Annotated in this window: 17 protein-coding genes; 7 read left to right on the top strand and 10 right to left on the bottom strand. The window is 71.0% G+C overall.

What is annotated here, in order from left to right:
* Positions 1-128: 128 nt before the first annotated feature.
* Together AC07FN_RS04390 and AC07FN_RS04395 are read right to left on the bottom strand one after the other, a co-directional pair.
* Positions 129-611 carry a hypothetical protein gene (locus AC07FN_RS04390; protein WP_478394332.1) on the bottom strand — a complete coding sequence of 161 codons (483 nt, stop codon included), beginning with the start codon at positions 609-611 and terminating at the stop codon, positions 129-131.
* A 566-nt stretch (positions 612-1177) separates the two neighbouring features.
* Positions 1178-1762 (bottom strand): GNAT family N-acetyltransferase, encoded by a 585-nt coding sequence (locus AC07FN_RS04395; protein WP_478394333.1) that lies wholly within the window; start codon positions 1760-1762, stop codon positions 1178-1180.
* Between the two features lie 112 nt (positions 1763-1874).
* Between AC07FN_RS04395 and AC07FN_RS04400 the strand changes: the two genes are divergently transcribed.
* Together AC07FN_RS04400 and AC07FN_RS04405 are read left to right on the top strand one after the other, a co-directional pair.
* The gene (locus AC07FN_RS04400) at positions 1875-2552 is read left to right on the top strand and encodes a TetR/AcrR family transcriptional regulator (RefSeq protein WP_478394334.1); all 678 of its coding nucleotides are present in this window, start codon (positions 1875-1877) and stop codon (positions 2550-2552) included.
* Positions 2549-3424 (top strand): alpha/beta fold hydrolase, encoded by an 876-nt coding sequence (locus AC07FN_RS04405; protein ID WP_478394335.1) that lies wholly within the window; start codon positions 2549-2551, stop codon positions 3422-3424. Before AC07FN_RS04400 ends, AC07FN_RS04405 begins: the two co-directional genes overlap by 4 nt.
* A 12-nt stretch (positions 3425-3436) precedes the next feature.
* On the opposite strand, the gene AC07FN_RS04410 is transcribed toward AC07FN_RS04405, so the two are convergent.
* Together AC07FN_RS04410 and AC07FN_RS04415 are read right to left on the bottom strand one after the other, a co-directional pair.
* A complete protein-coding gene (locus AC07FN_RS04410; protein WP_478394336.1) occupies positions 3437-4741 on the bottom strand; it encodes an MFS transporter in 1305 nt (434 codons plus the stop codon).
* A 119-nt stretch (positions 4742-4860) separates the two neighbouring features.
* Positions 4861-6051, bottom strand: a complete 1191-nt coding sequence (locus tag AC07FN_RS04415; protein ID WP_478394337.1) for an RtcB family protein — start codon at positions 6049-6051, stop codon at positions 4861-4863.
* Positions 6052-6277: 226 nt separating this feature from the next.
* On the opposite strand from AC07FN_RS04415, the gene AC07FN_RS04420 reads away from it, so the two are divergent.
* Positions 6278-6784, top strand: coding sequence for a DUF2505 domain-containing protein (locus AC07FN_RS04420; protein ID WP_478394338.1), 507 nt, complete (start codon positions 6278-6280; stop codon positions 6782-6784).
* A gap of 235 nt (positions 6785-7019) precedes the next feature.
* Entirely contained in the window at positions 7020-8663 is a 1644-nt protein-coding gene (abc-f, locus tag AC07FN_RS04425; protein ID WP_478394339.1) for a ribosomal protection-like ABC-F family protein, read from the top strand.
* Positions 8664-8674: 11 nt separating this feature from the next.
* Here the strand turns inward: abc-f and AC07FN_RS04430 are convergent, their stop codons facing one another.
* The 4 genes from AC07FN_RS04430 to AC07FN_RS04445 form a co-directional block, all read right to left on the bottom strand.
* On the bottom strand, positions 8675-9199 hold the full coding sequence (locus AC07FN_RS04430; RefSeq protein WP_478394340.1) for an AAA family ATPase: 525 nt from the start codon (positions 9197-9199) through the stop codon (positions 8675-8677).
* Positions 9200-9220: 21 nt separating this feature from the next.
* Positions 9221-9883 (bottom strand): enoyl-CoA hydratase/isomerase family protein, encoded by a 663-nt coding sequence (locus AC07FN_RS04435; protein ID WP_478394341.1) that lies wholly within the window; start codon positions 9881-9883, stop codon positions 9221-9223.
* Between the two features lie 2 nt (positions 9884-9885).
* On the bottom strand, positions 9886-10560 hold the full coding sequence (locus AC07FN_RS04440; protein WP_478394342.1) for a TetR/AcrR family transcriptional regulator: 675 nt from the start codon (positions 10558-10560) through the stop codon (positions 9886-9888).
* Positions 10561-11023: 463 nt separating this feature from the next.
* Positions 11024-11872 (bottom strand): SAM-dependent methyltransferase, encoded by an 849-nt coding sequence (locus AC07FN_RS04445; RefSeq protein WP_478394343.1) that lies wholly within the window; start codon positions 11870-11872, stop codon positions 11024-11026.
* A 198-nt stretch (positions 11873-12070) separates the two neighbouring features.
* On the opposite strand from AC07FN_RS04445, the gene AC07FN_RS04450 reads away from it, so the two are divergent.
* Positions 12071-12634: a hypothetical protein gene (locus AC07FN_RS04450; RefSeq protein ID WP_478394344.1), complete on the top strand. Its 564-nt coding sequence runs from the start codon at positions 12071-12073 to the stop codon at positions 12632-12634.
* Here the strand turns inward: AC07FN_RS04450 and AC07FN_RS04455 are convergent, their stop codons facing one another.
* The gene (locus AC07FN_RS04455; protein WP_478394345.1) at positions 12635-13504 is read right to left on the bottom strand and encodes a LysR family transcriptional regulator; all 870 of its coding nucleotides are present in this window, start codon (positions 13502-13504) and stop codon (positions 12635-12637) included.
* Between the two features lie 99 nt (positions 13505-13603).
* On the opposite strand from AC07FN_RS04455, the gene surE reads away from it, so the two are divergent.
* Positions 13604-14506, top strand: coding sequence for a 5'/3'-nucleotidase SurE (gene surE / locus AC07FN_RS04460; protein WP_452615705.1), 903 nt, complete (start codon positions 13604-13606; stop codon positions 14504-14506).
* Between the two features lie 4 nt (positions 14507-14510).
* Here the strand turns inward: surE and AC07FN_RS04465 are convergent, their stop codons facing one another.
* A complete protein-coding gene (locus tag AC07FN_RS04465; RefSeq protein WP_478394346.1) occupies positions 14511-15530 on the bottom strand; it encodes an Lrp/AsnC family transcriptional regulator in 1020 nt (339 codons plus the stop codon).
* 65 nt (positions 15531-15595) lie between these two features.
* Between AC07FN_RS04465 and AC07FN_RS04470 the strand changes: the two genes are divergently transcribed.
* Entirely contained in the window at positions 15596-16846 is a 1251-nt protein-coding gene (locus AC07FN_RS04470; RefSeq protein ID WP_478394347.1) for an amidohydrolase, read from the top strand.
* Positions 16847-16862 lie beyond the last annotated feature (16 nt).

Below are 16862 nucleotides of genomic sequence, written 5' to 3' on the forward strand. Positions count from 1 at the left end.
CGGGGGGGCGGGGTTTGTTTCTTCTGTCTTCTTCTTTTTTTTTTTTTTGTGTCTGTGGCGGTGGGGGGTCGTTGGGGGGGGTGGTGGTTCCCCCCCCCCCCCCCCCCCCACCACCATTCCGATACGAGTCAGCGCCGGGACTCGGCGTTCCGGCGGCGGAGCGCGTAAGCGCCACCGGCCGCCAGGGCGACGGCCGCCGCACCGCTGGCTGCCAGCAGCGGGCCGGCGGCACCGGACTCGTCATGTGCCGTGGCTCCGCCACCCGCCGGCACTGCGCCCACCGGCCGCTGCTCGACCTGCGGTCGCTGCTGCGGCTTCATCGGAACGGCGGGCTTGGCCGTCGGCTGCGGCCTGACCGAGGTCGGCCTGGCCGCAGGCGACTGCTGCGCCGGTTGCTGGGCCGGCGGCGGTGCTGCCGGCTGCTGGGCCGGCGGTGCCGGAGGCGCCGGAGGCGGTGCAGGCGGCAGGGCAGGTTGCTCGACTGGCGGCTTGACCTCCTCCGGTGGGCAGTTCTCGAAGCAAGGCGGCGGCTTCAGGCAGTCCTCGGGTTTGCACTCCGGCGGCTGCAGGCAGTCTTCCGAGTTTTCGCACTGGTCATCGGTCGTGGACACCAGCGGTGGCTTCGCCAAATTCCCTTCGGCGTTCCCCACAGGAGTCAGGCCGATCGACGTGCCCAACACAAAGGCGGCGATCCCGCCAAGGCGAACAAGCGTTGAGGACACTCGAGCCTCCCTTTGATCATTCGAGCGAGAATCCCGCATCCGAGATCTTTTCCCCGATCGCCTCGCTAGATCTGAAGGCGACTATTCGTAACGGTAAGCACGGTCATTCGGGTTGGCAGCGGCAGCAATGCATGATCATACGATCGGGGTGCTGTTGATATGTCCAATTGGGAATACTCTTCACGCAAGGTGAGATCGACACCGATGTAGCGCTCCGATCACCCCGTTGGTCGTCGATCGACGCCGCGAAACCAGGGAGAATCGTCACAGATCGTCACCACTGGATTGCGTCGTGAGGCGACGATCGTCCATTTAGCCAGATCGTCCGCAAATATGATCTGAACGCTTTGGAGATCAATTGTTCAAGGTTGTCGAAAAATGATTTTGAGAAAACGATCGAGGCTGTTGATCTGGGGTGATCGCGCTGACGTCGGATATTTGCGATCAATTTTCGATCAATTCGCGCGAGGATGTTCCCCAAAGTGCCCCGAAAAGCCGGAAAGGTGCCGCGCGGACGCCGCGCGGCGCCGCCGGTCATCGGCGGTGATCAGGTAGCGGTGGTGCGGCCTGTCGTATTCGACGCATTCGCCGTGGAACCGGAATCCGAGCTTGTCGAGCACACGCGCCGATGCCGGGTTCCGCGGGTCGACGACCGCGGTCAGCTCCGGCAGGTGGAGCCGGCCGAACGCCGCGGCGAGGCAGAGGTGGCCGACCTCGGTGGCGAGGCCGTGTCCCCACCGCCGGCGCGCCAGCGTGTATCCGAACTCGGCGCCGTCCCCGTTCGCCTCGAATCCGGCGTCGCCGATGAGGTCGCCCGTCGAGCGCTCGATCACGGCCCAGAACGCGTAGCCGTGCGAGCGTTGGTGCTGGATGTAGTCGTTCACCATCGCCGCGCTCTCCGCCGCCGAGGCCGCGTTCCCGTAGGCGACGTAGCGCATCACTTCGGGATCGCCGTAGACCTCGTGGATCGCGGCGTGATCTTCGGTCCGGAACGGGCGGACCTGCAGGCGGGCGCTCATCAGCGGGAACCGGATAGCCACGCGGCAACCCTTTCGCGTTCGCGAGCCGGAAGGCAAGCCATTAACCGCGCTGCGGGGCGCGCTATAGTGACCGTCTACCTGATCTCGGTCACTACGAGCCGGAGGTGTTCCCGTGCCGCGACCGCTGATCCCCGACCGAGTGGGCGCGATCCTCGGCGCCGCCGAGGATCTGGTGCTGCGCGACGGTTTCGACGGCGTGAGCGTCGAGCGGATCGCTCGCCGAGCGGGGATCGGCAAGGGCGCGATCTACCGCGAGTTCGACGGCAAGCACGAGCTGATGGACGCCCTGCTCACCCGGTGCATGCGTCGCCTGGTCGAGCGGGTGCGCCAACGCGTCGTCGCGGCGCCCGCGCCGGTCGGTCTGAGCACCGTCTACCGGTTCGGGTTGGAGGCGTTGCTCGACGACGCGCTGATGACCGCCGCGTTCCTCGACGACGAGGCGGTTCTCGGCTCCCACGCCCGCGCGGTCGGCGGCGATCGGTACCGGCAGCGCTTCGCCTGGATCACCGACTACGTCGAAGCCCTCCACGAGGCCGGATCGCTGGCGACCGACGCCCGGCCCGAGGCGGTTTCCCTCGCGCTGTCGTCGTTCACCATCGGCCTGCTGTCGGCGAACTCCATGCTCGGGCCGCTGACCCGGGATCAGCTCGCGGCGGCGGTGGACGTGGTGATCACCTTCGTCGAGCGGGGCCTGGAACGCCCGCCCGAATCCGCCGCGACCGACGCCCACCTGCTGCTCCTCGGCCGCCTGACCGAGCAGCTCGGCACCGACCAGGCGGGACGGCCATGACCGGTTTCGCCACCGTCTCCGATCTCGAACTCGCCGGTGGCCCGGTGCGGCTGTACGCGGCGGGCGCCGAGGACCGCGAACCGGTCCTGCTGCTGCACGGGGCGATGTTCGACACCGTCGAGCTGCTCTGGCATCGCGTCCTCCCGGCGCTGGCCCGCACGCACCGCGTCTACGCGATCGACCTGCCGAAGCACGGCGGCAGCCGGCCGTGGCAGCGGACGGTCGACCAGGAGTTGTGCGAGCTCATCGTGGAGCGGCTCCTCGACCACCTGGGCATCGAACGGGTCACCCTGGTCGGGCATTCCATGGGCGGCGGCATCTCGCTCGGATTCGGCCTGCACCACCCGGAACGCGTTGCCCGCGCGGTCTTCTCAGCACCCGGCGGGATAGGCGCCCGGCGCCCGGCGCAACTCGCCACCTGGCTGGCGCTGCGGACGCCCGGCCTGCTGAGCGCGTCGAGCCGCTACCTGGCCAACTCCGCCACCATGATCCGCCGGTCGATGGTGCGCGGTCTCGCCGCCGGTGCGGCCACCGAGGATTTCGACCGCATCGTCGAACTCGCCCGCGCCGAGGCGCAGGCCAAGGCCCGCCATCGCGAAAAGGCGCTCGACGACTGGCAGATCCTCGCCTACGGGCCCTTCGGCATGCGGCTGGACTACCTGCCGGAGCTGGGGCGGCTGGCCGTGCCGAGCTTGTGGTTGCGCGGATCGGACGATGCGCTCGTCGGCGATCGGGAGGTCCGGCAGGCGGCCGCGGCGGCGCCGGGCGGGAGGGTGGCGGTCGTATCCGGAGCCGGGCACCTGCTCCCGCTGGACCGGCCCGGCGAATTCCACCGGCTCATCGCCGAATTCCTGGCCGCGGACCAGTCGTGAGCGGTCCCGGCGTCAGGACCGGTCGGCGGTGGCTTCGGGTGCCCGGACCGGCAGCATGGCCAGGAGTCCGAGCACCAGGATGAGGACGATCCCGGCCATGCCCGCGCGTTGCGTGCCGAAGATCGCGATGAAGCCGCTGAACGCCAGCGGTCCGAGGAAGCTCACGGCCCGACCGGTGGTGGCGTAGAGGCCGAACGTTTCGCCTTCGCGGCCGGGGGTGGCGATGCGCGCGAGGAAGGTCCGGCTGGCCGATTCGGTCGGTCCCAGGAAGGCCGCCAGCAGCAGCCCGCACACCCAGAAAGCGGCCTTGCCGGGCAGCACCACCAGCGCCGATCCCACCACGACGAGTCCGGACAGCGCCGTGACGATGACGGGTTTCGGGCCGAACCGGTCGTCCGCGCGTCCGCCCAGGAACGCGCTGGCCCCGGCGAGCAGGTTCGCCGCGATGGCGAAGACCACCACCTCGCCGGGGCCGAAGCCGAAGGTGCCCGCGGCGATCACGCCGCCGAAGGTGAAGATCGCGGCCAGGCCGTCCCGGTAGAGCGCGCTGGCGACCAGGAAACCGAGCGTCTGCCGGTCGCTGCGCCACATCCGCGCGATCCGCCGGCCGAGCACCCGGTAACTGCCCAGGAACGACCGATGCGTCCGGCCCGCGCGAGCGGGTGCTTCCGGGACGACGAGGAGCACCGGCAGCGCGAACAGCGCGAACCACGCGGCCGCGAACAGCGCCACGGAACGGATGTTCAGCCCGTCCTGCGAGGTCACGCCGAACAGGCCAGCTTCCGGCTTTACGAAGCCGAACAGCACCACCGCGAGCGCGATCAGCCCGCCGAAATAGCCCATCGCCCAGCCGAATCCGGAGACGCGGCCGATCGTCGCGGGCGTCGAGACCTGGAGCAGCAGCGCGTTGTAGTTCACGCCGGCGAACTCCACGAACACGCTGCCCGCGGCGACCAGGACCAGGCCGAGCAGCAGGTACGCCGAGTCGTCCTGGACGAAGAACAACGCCGCGGTGCAGGCCACCACGAGCGCGGTGTGCACCGCCAGCCATCTCTTGCGGCGCCCGCCGGCGTCGCTTCGCAGGCCGGTCACCGGCGCGACCAGCGCGATGCACGCCCCGGCGATCGTGAGCGTGACGCCGAGCGCCGCCGAGCCGCCTTGCGGATCGTCGGCGACCGAGCCCGTCAGGTACACGGTGAACACGAACGTGAGGATCACGGTGTTGAACGCCGCCGAGCCCCAGCCCCACAACGACCAGCAGAACACCGAACGCCAGTCCCACCGGGCCGCAACGCCCGGATCCGCAGCCACGTCCACCACGCGATCAGACCAGCCCGCCGCCACCCGGGCCACTCGGCGGAATCCGCGTCACCGCCGGGTTCACCAGCGGATTAGGGGAAGCCGGGGGCCTCGGCAGCGCCGAGTCCCCCGGTCGTTCACCCCTTGACGCACACGACCTGCTTCAGGTGGGTGACCACCTCCACCAGGTCGGTCTGCGCGGCGACCACCGACTCGATGTCCTTGTAGGCGGCCGGGATCTCGTCCACCACGCCCTCGTCCTTGCGGCACTCCACCCCCGCGGTCTGCGCCTCCAGGTCCGCGGCGGTGAAGGTCTTCCGGGCCTTGGTCCGCGACATGCGCCGGCCCGCGCCGTGCGAGGCCGACTCGAACGACCGCTCGTTGCCGAGGCCGCGCACGATGTAGGACCCGGTGCCCATGCTGCCCGGGATGATGCCGAGATCACCCGCGCCCGCCCGGATCGCGCCCTTGCGCGTGACCAGCAGCTCGACGCCGTCGTAGCGCTCCTCCGCCACGTAGTTGTGGTGGCAGGAGATCGGCGTGTCGAACCTGGTGCCCGGCACCGTGTCCGCCACCGCGAGCTGCACCAGCGCCAGCATCGTGGCCCGGTTGCGCGCCGCGTAGTCCTGCGCCCAGAACAGGTCCCGGCGGTACGCCTGCATCTCCGGGGTGCCCGCGACGAACACCGCGAGGTCCGGGTCCGGCAGGTCCGCGTTGTGCGGGAGGCGCCGGGCGATGTCGATGTGCCGCTTCGCCAGCTCGTTGCCGATGCCGCGGGAACCGGAGTGCAGCATCAGCCACACCCGGTCGGCGTCCGGGCCGCCCTGTTCGAGGCAGACCTCGATGAAGTGGTTGCCGCCGCCGAGGCTGCCGACCTGCGCCCGCGCCCGGTCCTGGAGGCTCTGCACGCCCGGGTGCAGGTCGCCGAAGGCGGACCAGAACTCCTGCCACCCGCCGACGCCCGGCACGCGCGCCGGGTTCACCGGCGTGCGGTGCATGGCGAAGCCGACCGGCACGGCCGATTCGATCCGCCGCCGCAGGACGCCGAGGTCGTCGGGCAGGTCGGCGGCCGTCAGGGACGTGCGCACCGCGCTCATCCCGCAGCCGATGTCGACGCCGACCGCGGCAGGGGACACGGCGTTGCGCATGGCGATCACGCTGCCGACGGTGGCGCCCTTGCCGTAGTGCACGTCCGGCATCACGGCGAGGCCGTGCACCCACGGCAGGTTGGCGACGTTGTGCAACTGGCGCATGGCAGCGTCTTCCACGGACTGCGGGTCTGCCCACATCCGGATCGGTACCCTTGCGCCTTCGACTGCCGCGTACATCTTTCTTCCTGACTCCCGGTCGACTAGACCCGGCAATGATCGCGGGTTTTCCTCAGCAGTGCCACCGAATTAACCGAACTCCCGCGAACTGATCACGTTGGACGGTCGAAGGCCGGCCGGCAACGTCCTCTGAGGACACGATGTCCCGGAGCCGACGCGCGCTAGTCGCTCGCGCGACACCGGATCATCACCGCGGCGACGCGGAATCGGCAGTAACCTCCCCCGCATGACCCGCCGCATCGAGTACCGGAGCACCTACGAGTGGCCCGCCGCTCGGGTGTTCGCCGTGCTGATCGACCCCGACTACGTCCGCGAGCGGCTGCGCGTGCTCGGCGGCGACAACGAACTGCTGGAGCACGAGGCGACCGGGACCGGTGCGCGGTTCCGGATCCGGCAGGGCGTGCGCGCCGAAGCGGTTCCGGCGATCGCCCGCACCGTCGTCGGCGGCGATCTCGCGATCGACCGCGCCGAGGAGTGGCGACGCGAAGCCGACGGGAGCTTCGCGGGCGAGGTGACGGCAGGAGCCCTGGTGATGCCGCGCTCGATCACGGCGGTGCAGCGCTTGCGTGCCTTGCCTGCGGGCCCGGCCTGCGAGTTCGTCGTAGAGGGCGAGGTGAAGGTGGCCATCCCGCTGCTCGGCGGCAAGTTGGAGGGCCTCTTCGCCGGCGAGGTGCGCGGCCTGCTCGAGTCCGAGCACGAGTTCACGGTCGGGTGGCTGGCCGAGCACGGCTGAGGTAGCGGCTCGCCGGAAAACCGTTCGATCGGGCCGGAAGCCGTTTGCTACGGTGACTCCGATCGGAGCAAGGGAGACCAGACGTGGTTGGTGACGACGACATCTCCGGGTGATGCCCGGACGTGAACGGCCGCCGGTTGGCGCGCGGGAGCGCAGCCGCCGCGTGGCGATCTTGTCGTCCCTTTCTCAGCCGTCGGGCGCCCAGGCGTGCCCGCATCACCACGAGGGTTCTCGCATGTCCGATGCATTCATCATCTGCTCCAACCTGTCCTTCTCCTGGCCCGACGACACCCCGGTGTTCCAGGACTTGTCGTTCACCGTCGGGGGCGGGCGCACCGGGCTGGTCGCGCCCAACGGCGCGGGGAAGAGCACGCTGCTCAAGCTGATCGCCGGCGAGTACCGGCCCGGCGCCGGGACCGCGTCCGCCGAAGGCGTGCTCGGCTACCTGCCGCAGACCTTGCCCCTGCTCGGCGATCCGACCGTGGCCGAGGTCCTCGGGATCGCCCCGGTGCTCCGCGCGCTGGCCGCGATCGAGTCCGGGGACGCCGGCGAGGAGCACTTCACCACGATCGGCAACGACTGGGACGTCGAAGAGCGCACCCGCGCCCAGCTGGACCGGCTGGGCCTCGGGGACGTCTCGCTCACCCGGCGCCTGCACACGCTCAGCGGCGGGCAGGTCATCTCCCTCGGCCTCGCCGCGCAGCTGCTGAAGCGGCCCGACGTGCTGCTGCTCGACGAACCGACCAACAACCTCGACCGCGGCGCGCGCCGCAAGCTCTACGACGTGCTCGACGACTGGAGCGGCTGCCTGCTGCTGGTCAGCCACGACCGGGCGCTGCTCGACCGGATGGACCGCATCGCCGAGCTCGAGCGGGGAGAGGTCCGCTTCCACGGCGGGAACTTCACGTCGTACGAGGAGGCGGTGCGCGCCGAGCGGGAGGTCGCGGAGAAGAACATCCGCAGCGCCGAGCAGGAGGTCAAGCGCGAGAAGCGGGAGATGCAGCAGGCGCGCGAACGAGCGCAGCGCCGGGCCAGCAACGCCGCCCGGAACATCGACAGCGCCGGGCTGCCGAAGATCGTCGCCGGCGGGCTGAAGCGGCGCGCTCAGGAATCGGCGGGCAAGGCGAACGACACGCACGCCGCGCGGCTCAGCGATGCCAAGGCGCGGCTCGACGATGCCGAGCGGTCACTGCGCGACGAGCAGCGGATCACGCTGGAACTGCCCGGGACCAACCTGCCGGCCGGGCGCACGGTCTTCCTCGGCGAGCGGCTGCAGGTGCACCGCGGCGAGCGGGCCCTGTTCGCCGGCGACGGCGTCGACCTCGCGATCCGGGGGCCTGAGCGGATCGCGCTGACCGGACCGAACGGCGCCGGGAAGTCCAGCCTGCTGCGCGTGATCAACGGCGATCTGGCGCCATCCGGGGGGAGCGCGAAGCGGGCCGACGGGCGCGTCGCCTACCTGTCCCAGCGGCTGGACCTGCTGGAACTCGACCGCACGGTGCTGGAGAACCTGGCGGCGTTCGCGCCGGGAATGCCCGAGGCGCAGCGGATGCACCTGCTCGCCCGGTTCCTGTTCCGGGGCTCCCGCATCCACCTGCCGGTCGGTGTCCTCTCCGGCGGCGAGCGCCTGCGCGCCACCCTGGCCTGCGTCCTGTTCGCCGAGCCGGCGCCCCAGCTGCTGCTGCTCGACGAGCCGACCAACAACCTCGACCTGCTGAGCATCGGGCAGCTGGAGAGCGCGCTCACGGCGTACGAGGGCGCGTTCGTGGTGGTGAGCCACGACGAGCGGTTCCTCGCGAAGATCGGCGTGGATCGCTGGCTCCGGCTCGCCGGTGGCCGGCTGCTGGAGACGGCGGCACCCGACGGCGAATCCCTTTAGCCGCTGGGGAATCACCAGCCTGCGGCGGTCCGGACCTTCTCGGCGAGGACCGCCGGCGGCTCGTGCGAGGAGTCGAGGACGACGTCGTCGAGCCCGGCCGCGTCGATGATCCCGGCGAGTTCGGTCGTGCGATCCAGGTGCCAGCGCAGGCCGGGCTCGTCGTCGGCGTGCCGCCGCCGGAGGCGGTCGCGGGCGACGGCCGGTTCGACGACGAGCCGGACCAGCAGGATCGCCGTCGAATCCAGCGCCGCCTGGTAGCGGGCGACGGCCGAGCGCTGCTCGATCACGCCCGCGACGATCAGGTGCCGCGCGCCGGCCCGCCGGTAGTTGGCGGCCAGGTCGCGCAGGTTCCGCAGTTCGAGCACGTGGTTGAACGGGTCGTCGGCGGGGCTCGGCCAGCACTGGCGGATGTGGTCGAGGTCGATCAGCGCGTGGGGCAGGCCCGCCCGCACCTCCAGCTCGCCGATCGCCTCGGCGAGGGTGGACTTGCCCGCGCCGACGGTTCCGTTGATGAAGACGACGTCGAATCCGGTCATGGCTTCCTCGGGGACCTCCCGCTACTGCGCTGGCGCGCGCAGGGCGGCGACCGCGGTGGCGAACATCGTGGACTTGATGGCGCTCAGGGTCGCCCGGTCCTTGCCCGCCAGCGGGCGGACGATCTCCGCGGCGTTGCGGACGACGTCGGCCTCGGGCGCGGTCTCGTCGACCAGGCCGAGGCCGCGGGCCTGATCGCCGCCGAAGCGCCGGCCGGTCGTCATCGACGCGACCGCCGCGGCCGGGGTGATCTTGCCCTGGATGAGCGCGGCCATCCCGGGCGTGAACGGGATGTTGATGTCGGCCTCGGGGAAGCAGAAGTAGCCGCGGTCGGCGCGCATGACCCGGAAGTCGTGCGCCAGGGCCAGCATCGCCCCGCCGCCGAAGGCGTGGCCGTTGATCGCGGCGACGGTGGGGACCGGCAGGGTCAGCACGCGGGCCAGCAGCTCGTGGATCTCCGTGCGGTAGGAGTCGAGCTGGTCGTAGTTGTTCAGCAGCCAGTCCAGGTCGAGCCCGTTCGAGTAGAACTTGCCCTGCCCGGTGGTCACGAGAGCGCCGGGGGACGGGGCGTCGACGACGGTGTCCAGCAGCGAGTGCACCGTCTTCAGCCACTCCGGGGAGAAGCGGTTCTCGTCGTCGCCGAGGTCGAGGACGTAGACGTCGTCCTCTTCGCGGAGCTCGGGCATGGTCAGTCCTTTCCGGAGGATGTGCGTGGTCTTTCGCGCCGGTCGGGCGGCGGGAAGGCGAGGACCGCGCGGACGGCCGCATCGAGGCGGCGGCGCGCGTCGGCGCTGATCTGCGTGGTGCCGTCCGTGGTGGGGGCGGTCAGTTCCCGGCGGAACAGCGCGGTCGGCAGGTCGACCACGCAGGTGGTGATCACGTCGACGCCGGGGCCGTCGCGCCGGTCCCAGAGCGCTTGCGCGAGGCGGCGCATCAGCGACACCAGCCGCCGGTCGAGGCCGATGAGCTCGTCGGCGAGTTCCGTCGGCAGTTCCGGGCCGAGCAGCTGGTCCCGGCGCACGGTCATCAGCATCCTGGCGGCGGCCGGCCGCCGGTTCGCGAAGACCGCCGGGGTGTCGGCGGCGGCGACGACCGCGTTCACCGCCGAGTCGAGGCCGGGCAGTTCCCCGAGCGCCTCGTCGACGAGTTCCTTCTGCAGTTCGAGGAATTCGGTCGCGGCACGCAGCCACAGCCTGCCCCGCAGCGTCGCGAGCGAGCCGAAGGCGTGGTAGATCGCGCCGTTGGACACCCCGGATTCGGTGGCGAGCCGCCGGATCGTGAGCCGCTCGGGGCCGCCTTCGGCGATGAGCCGTTCCGCGGTGTCGAGCAGCCGGTCCAGGTCATGCGTGCGTGGGCGAGGCACGCCGCCAACATAACAGAGCACGTGCTCTGAAACTGCGATGGTGACGCGCACCACTCGGCGAGCGGTGGTGGGAGCTGCTTGAGCGCGGCAGGCGTCCGGGCATCGCCACGCGCACGATTCCCTTGGCGCGTAGACGACTCAGGCCAGGCTCGGGGGGGTGCCGACGGCTCAACGACGCTCGGGCGGCGCACCAATTTCGGAGGTCTTTCCAAAGGCTCCATCGGGCTCACGCGAAGGCGTCCGGTGCCCGACACCGTTGGCGATTTCGCGCAAAATCAACACCCTGCACCCCCGGCGGCCACGTCCCGCACTTGCCCGCATGTTGCTCTGAAACGGCACCTTGGGCAGGATCGGAAACCTCCCGTGACGCATCGGGAGAGCGCCGGTGCACGCGGGATCGCCACCGGCTCCGTGCCACCCGGGACGGCGCGGTTTCGCGGGAAATCGCGCCATCGCCGGGTGATCAGGGTTTGCGGGCGAGGCCGCCGATGTGCATCGCGTGCGCCGGGTTCTGCGGGTCGGGGACGTCGTCGCCGGGACGCCACTGGTTGTTCGGCACGAGTCCCGGCTCGATCAGTTCCAGCCCGTCGAAGTAGCGGATCTGCTCGTCCCAGGTGCGGAAGCAGCGGGTTCCCATGCCGCTGTCGGCGAACACGCGGGCCAGCTCCTGGGCGCGCGGCTCGCCGGTGTCGCAGGTGTTCGACACCAGCAGGTAGCCGCCGCTGGGCAGCCGGTCGCGGATGCTGGCCGCGACGCCCTCCGGGTCTTCCTCGTCCTCGAGGTGCATGAGGATTCCGCCCAGCAGCACCGCGAACGGCTTGGTGGCGTCGATCAGCCGCGCCGCCTCGGGGTGATCGAAGATCGCGTCCGGGCGGCGCAGGTCCGCGTTGATCACCGTGGTGGTGGTTTCGTCCGCCAGCAGCGCCCGTCCGTGGGCGAGCACGATCGGGTCGTTGTCGACGTAGAGCACGCGGGTCTCGGGCGCGATCTCCTGCGCGACCTCGTGCACGTTGCCCGCGGTGGGCAGGCCCGACCCGATGTCCACGATCTGCCGGATGCCCGCCTCACCCACCAGGTACTTGACGGCCTGGCGGAGGAAGCAGCGGTTGGCCTGCGCCAGCAGCGGCGTCTCCGGGACCACTTCCTTCATGGCCTCGCACGCCGCGCGGTCCACCGCGAAGTTGTCCTTGCCGCCGAGGCAGTAGTCGTAGACCCGTGCGATCGAGACTTCCTCGGTGTTGACGTCGACGAGTTCCGGCGGCTCCTGCCCGGTGTCGAGCAGTCGTTCCAGCGGCCCCCTGGGTTCAGTCACTCCGCCCCGTCCATCCTCGTCGCGGTAAAAGTGTCACCGACAGTACAACATCGACTCCACCTACCTGGTGCTTCGGTGGAGATCGTGGACCGCGTTTCGCTCGATCCGCCACGAATTGCGTCGAACGGAGCAGAACCAGTTCGTACCGTGGTTCGGTGCTGCGTGCTGCCGCGGGAGCAGCACGGGCAAGCTGGGCGGGTGGACGAGCACGACTGGTACTACGACAACGCCGAGCCGCCGCCCCGGGGTGGGGCGGCGGTGGAACGCGCCTGCGTGGAGCGGATCTACTGCCTTGCCTGGCCGAGGTTCACCGACGCGGACTGGGAGAAGCTGGGCCGGGTCTACCAGGTCCTCCCCGGCTGGCAGGCCGACTCGCCCGACGTGGCCAGGTGGTTCTCCACGGCCGAGGACGATGTGCACCTGTGGGCCTCTGTCGAACCCTCGGGGGTTGCAGGTCTGCGGCGTGCTGCCCGCCGGCACCTGGCAGGAGTGGGACGTCCGGTTCCGCCAGGCCGTCGCGGACGCGCGCCTGCCCAGGTTCAGCTGACGTCCCGCCAGGCGCCTGCGGCCGCCGCGGCCTTCACGTACTCGCTGAAGTTGCGGGGTTCCGGGCCGAGGGCGCGCCGCACGCCACCGGAGACGCGGTTGTCCATGTCCCGCCGGAGCGGTGCCACCGCCTCGGCGAAGTCGGCCGCGTCTCGCGGCGACCAGCCCGAGGCCGTCAGTTCGGCGACGAAGTCCTCCGGCGACAGCGGGACGTAGCTACGACATGATCGGCTGCGCGAGCCCCGCGAGCAGGGCGTGGAGCGTCCGGCTGGGATTGTCCTTGCGGTACAACAGCTCGACGTTCGTGTGCAGCTGAGGGGTGAACTGCACGATGCGCGTGCCGGGCACCGGCGCGCGCTCGGCGTGCCACCGGTCGGTGAACGCGCACCCCAGTCCGGATCCGGCCATCTGCTCCCAGACGAGGCGCTCGTCGGTCTGGCACACCACGCGCGGGCGCAGGCCGAGCGAGCTGAACCAGGCGTCGAGCTGACTGCGCCGGTATCCGCTCGCGGGCACGATCAGCGGCAGCCGGGCCAGGTCCTGGTGCGGCAGGGGAGAGGCCGCCGGAATCCCGTCGGGACACAGCAGCACGATCTCGCGACGCCCCAGCGACAGCGTGGCGAGCCCGTCGGCGGTGGAGAACTGGTGCGGTGACGGGACTTCGACGATCCCGGCCGTCGCCTGGCCGTTGCGCACGACGGCGGCGACCTCGGCCGGCCCGTCGAGCCGTTCCAGCAGCACCGTCGCAGTCGGGCACCGCTCGGCCAGCACCCGGAGCAGCCGCGGTGCCGCGCCGGCACCGAGCGTGGGCGTCGCGGCCAGCACGAGTTCGCGCTCGTCGCCCAACGACAGGATGTCCGCGACGTGGCCGAAGATCGCTCTCGCGTGTGCGGTGACCGCGAGCCCCGCCGGCGTCGGGTACAGGCGTTTTCCTGCGGAAGCCAGCAGCGGGGTGCCCACTTCCCGCTCCAGCGCCCGCACCGCGCGGCCGAGTGCCGGCTGCGAGACGTGCAGCGCGCGGGCGGCAGCCGTCATCGTGCCGTGCTCGACGACGGCGGCGAGGTAATGGAGCTGCTGCAGGTTCATGCCGATAGAGCATGTAAGCAAGCCCAACCGGACTTGGACAAGTGCTTGGTTGGGTCGATCCAATGGATGAGCCGGTTTTCCCAGCGAAGGGGCGAATCCATGAGACGGATCTTCAGGTCGGCGGCCGCCTCGGCGGTCGCCGTCGCGTTCTTGACCACCACGGCGTCCGCCGCGCCGGAGCAGGAACCGCTCGACATCCTGCTGACCGACGACGACGGGCACGCGGCGCCCACCCTGGCGGCGTTGAAGCAGGCGTTGACCGCGGCCGGGCACCGGGTCACGGTGGTGGCCCCGTGCGACGACCAGTCCGGCAGCGGCACCCAGCTGTCCTCGAACTACGCGTCCGGGGAGCCGGGGCCGGAGAACACCATCACCGCCGAGCAGCTGGCGCCCGACGTCTGGTCGGTGTGCGGATCTCCCGGCGACGCGGTGCTGTTCGGGCTGCAGCACGTCTTCACCTCGGGACCGCCGGACGTCGTGGTCTCCGGCGCCAACCCGGGCCAGAACTCCGGTGCCGTGGCGAACCACTCCGGCACGGTCGGCGCCACGATCACCGCCGGTGAGATGTCGATCCCGGCCATCGCGATCAGCGTCGAGATCGATCTCACCGCGAACCCGCCGCAGCTCGGGAACGTGGCCGCCGCGGCCGACTACACCGCCCGCGTGCTCGATCGGTTGCAGGGCACGTCCGGCGGCGCGGGGCTGCTGCCCGAGCACGTGAGCCTCAACATCAACTACCCGGTGGCGCCCGAGGTCAAGGGCACCCGGATCACCAAGACCGGTCGCAACGCGTTCGTCCGGCCGAAGTACGAGCCCACCGACCTGTGCGAGAACTGCTACGTGATCCGGCCCGAGGTGGACCTGTCCCGGGACCCGGTGGCCGACTCGGACAACAACGCGTTGGCGGCCGACTACGTCTCGATCACCCCGCTGGACGGCGACTGGACGGCCTCCGACGGAGTCCGCTCCTCGATCCGCCAACGGCTCGGTACCTTGCGCTGAGCCGTCACGGGCAGCTCCGGGTGTCCAGCGACACGGTTCCCGTCGCGTAGCCGTGCTCGTCGAGGAGCCTGCCGACGAGCTTCACCGGCCGGACGACGACGCTGCGGTCGACGATGTCCAGGTGCGGCAGGCGGCGCGCCATGTGCGTCTCGAGCTCCTGCACGTCGATCAGGGAACGCAGCCACACCGCGATGATCAGGTTGTACGGGCCGGCGGTCGACGTGACGGCGCGAACCTCCGGAATCCGGGCCAGCGCGCGGGCGGTCTCCTCCAGGTGCGCCGGCGACACCCGGGCGAAGAACCAGGCGTAGACCGGCCAGCCGGACAGCTTCCGCGCGAGCTCGCAGCGCAGCCGGAGCTGCTGGTTGGCGATCAGCCGGGCGAGCCGCCGGCGCACCGTGCTGGTGCTCGTCGCCGCCGCTTCGGCGAGGGTGCCGACCGGTGTCCGCCCGTCGGCGGCCAAGGCCACGGCGATCGTCCAGTCCGCGTCGCTCAGCGGCCCCGGGGCCCGGTCGCCGGCCTCGTCGGCCTCCCGGAGCATCCGCGCGACCTGGTCGTGGTCGAGGGCGCGCAGCCGCCACCGGCTGGCCTCCGTGTACGCCCGGACCACCAGGTGGCTGCGCACCTGCCGCAGGTGCTCGACGCGGGTCATCCGGTCCAGCAGGTAGCCGGACAGGACCTCCGGGCTGGGCGTGTTGACCGTGACCAGGACGTCGCGGCCGCCGGCGGTGACGTCGACCGTCATCGCCTGCGGGTCGGTCGCCAGCTCCCGGGCCACGGTCAGCCCGCGGCCCGGCTCGCACTCGATCTCGACGAACGCGTTGGCCTGGGTGGGGGAGATCGGCGGGTAACCGGAGATCCAGGCCAGGCCGGACCGCTCCAGCCTCGCCCACCGGCGCGCGGCGGTGACCGGGTCGACCCCGAGCACGGCGCCCACCTGCGACCAGGCGGCGCGGGGGGCGATCTGCAGGGCGTTGACGAGTTGGAGGTCCAGTTCGTCGAGGGACGTGGCTTGATCCTGCATCTGGGCCGTGATTCTGCTGCGTTCCTGCGTTCGGGCTAATGAAAGCGTCTCATCGCTCACCCTTCGTGTCCAGGTTGGCGGCCGACATCGAGGAGCGTGCAGTGGGCGGTCAGGGCATCGAGGGCGACATCACGGCCTACCGGGGGCTGGTGCGGGCCGAGCAGGAGGCGTGGCGGGAGCGGCTGCTCCGGCTCAGCCACGACCTGCACGCCGAGCCGGAGCTGTCGTTCGAAGAGCACCGGTCGGTGACCAAGGTGACCGACGTGCTCCGCGATGCCGGCTTCACCGTCGAGCCCGGCCCGGCGGACGTGCCCACTGCGTTCACGGCCGAATACGGCTCGGGCGAGTTCACCGTCGGCATCTGCGCCGAGTACGACGCCCTGCCCGACATCGGGCACGCGTGCGGGCACAACATCATCGCCTCCGCCGCGGTCGGCGCGGCGATCGGGCTCGCCGCCGTCGCCGACGAGCTCGGCGTCCGGGTGAAGGCGGTCGGCACCCCGGCCGAGGAGCACGGCGGCGGCAAGGTGCTGCTGCTGGAGCGGGGCGTCTTCGATGACGTCACGGTCGCGATGATGGTGCACCCGGCCCAGTACGACACCCACCCCGGCCACTTCTCCAGCCAGGCGGTGAGCCGGTTCGCGGTGACCTACGGCGGCCGGGCCTCGCACGCCGCGGCGGCTCCGCACCTGGGCGTTAACGCCGCCGACGCCGCCGTCGTGGCCCAGGTGGCGATCGGGTTGCTGCGCCAGCAGATCGCCGCGGACTGCCGGATCGGCCTGTTCGTGCGCGAAGGCGGCGCGGTCACCAACATCATCCCCGAACGGTCCGTCGTGGACTGCGAGGTGCGCGCGTTCGAATTCGACGAGATGTCGGAGCTGAAGCAGCGGGTGCTGGCGTGCTTCGAGGCCGGGGCGCTGGCGACCGGGGCGACGATGGCCGTCGAACCGACCGAGCCGGACTACGCCGAGCTGGTGCAGGAGCCGGAGATGTCGGAGCTCTTCGCCGCGCACATCGAATCGCTGGGCCGGGAGCTCCGCGACACCCGCGGCACCCGGGGCGGCTCGACGGACATGGGCAACGTCTCCAAGGTGCTGCCCAGCATCCACCCGAGCATCGCGATCACCGGCTGCGAGCACCCGCCGCACACGCACGGCTTCGCCGCCGCGGCGGCCACCCCCGCCGCCGACGATGCGGTCTTCGACGGAGCCGTCGCGATGGCGCTGACCGCGGTCGACGTGGCGATCGATCCGGTGCTGCGGCAGAAGTTCCTGGCCGAGCAGGCCACTCGCGGCACGGCCGCGACGCGGGTCTGACCGCCCCGCCCTAGTT

This window comes from Saccharopolyspora sp. NPDC045941 (assembly GCF_056431445.1).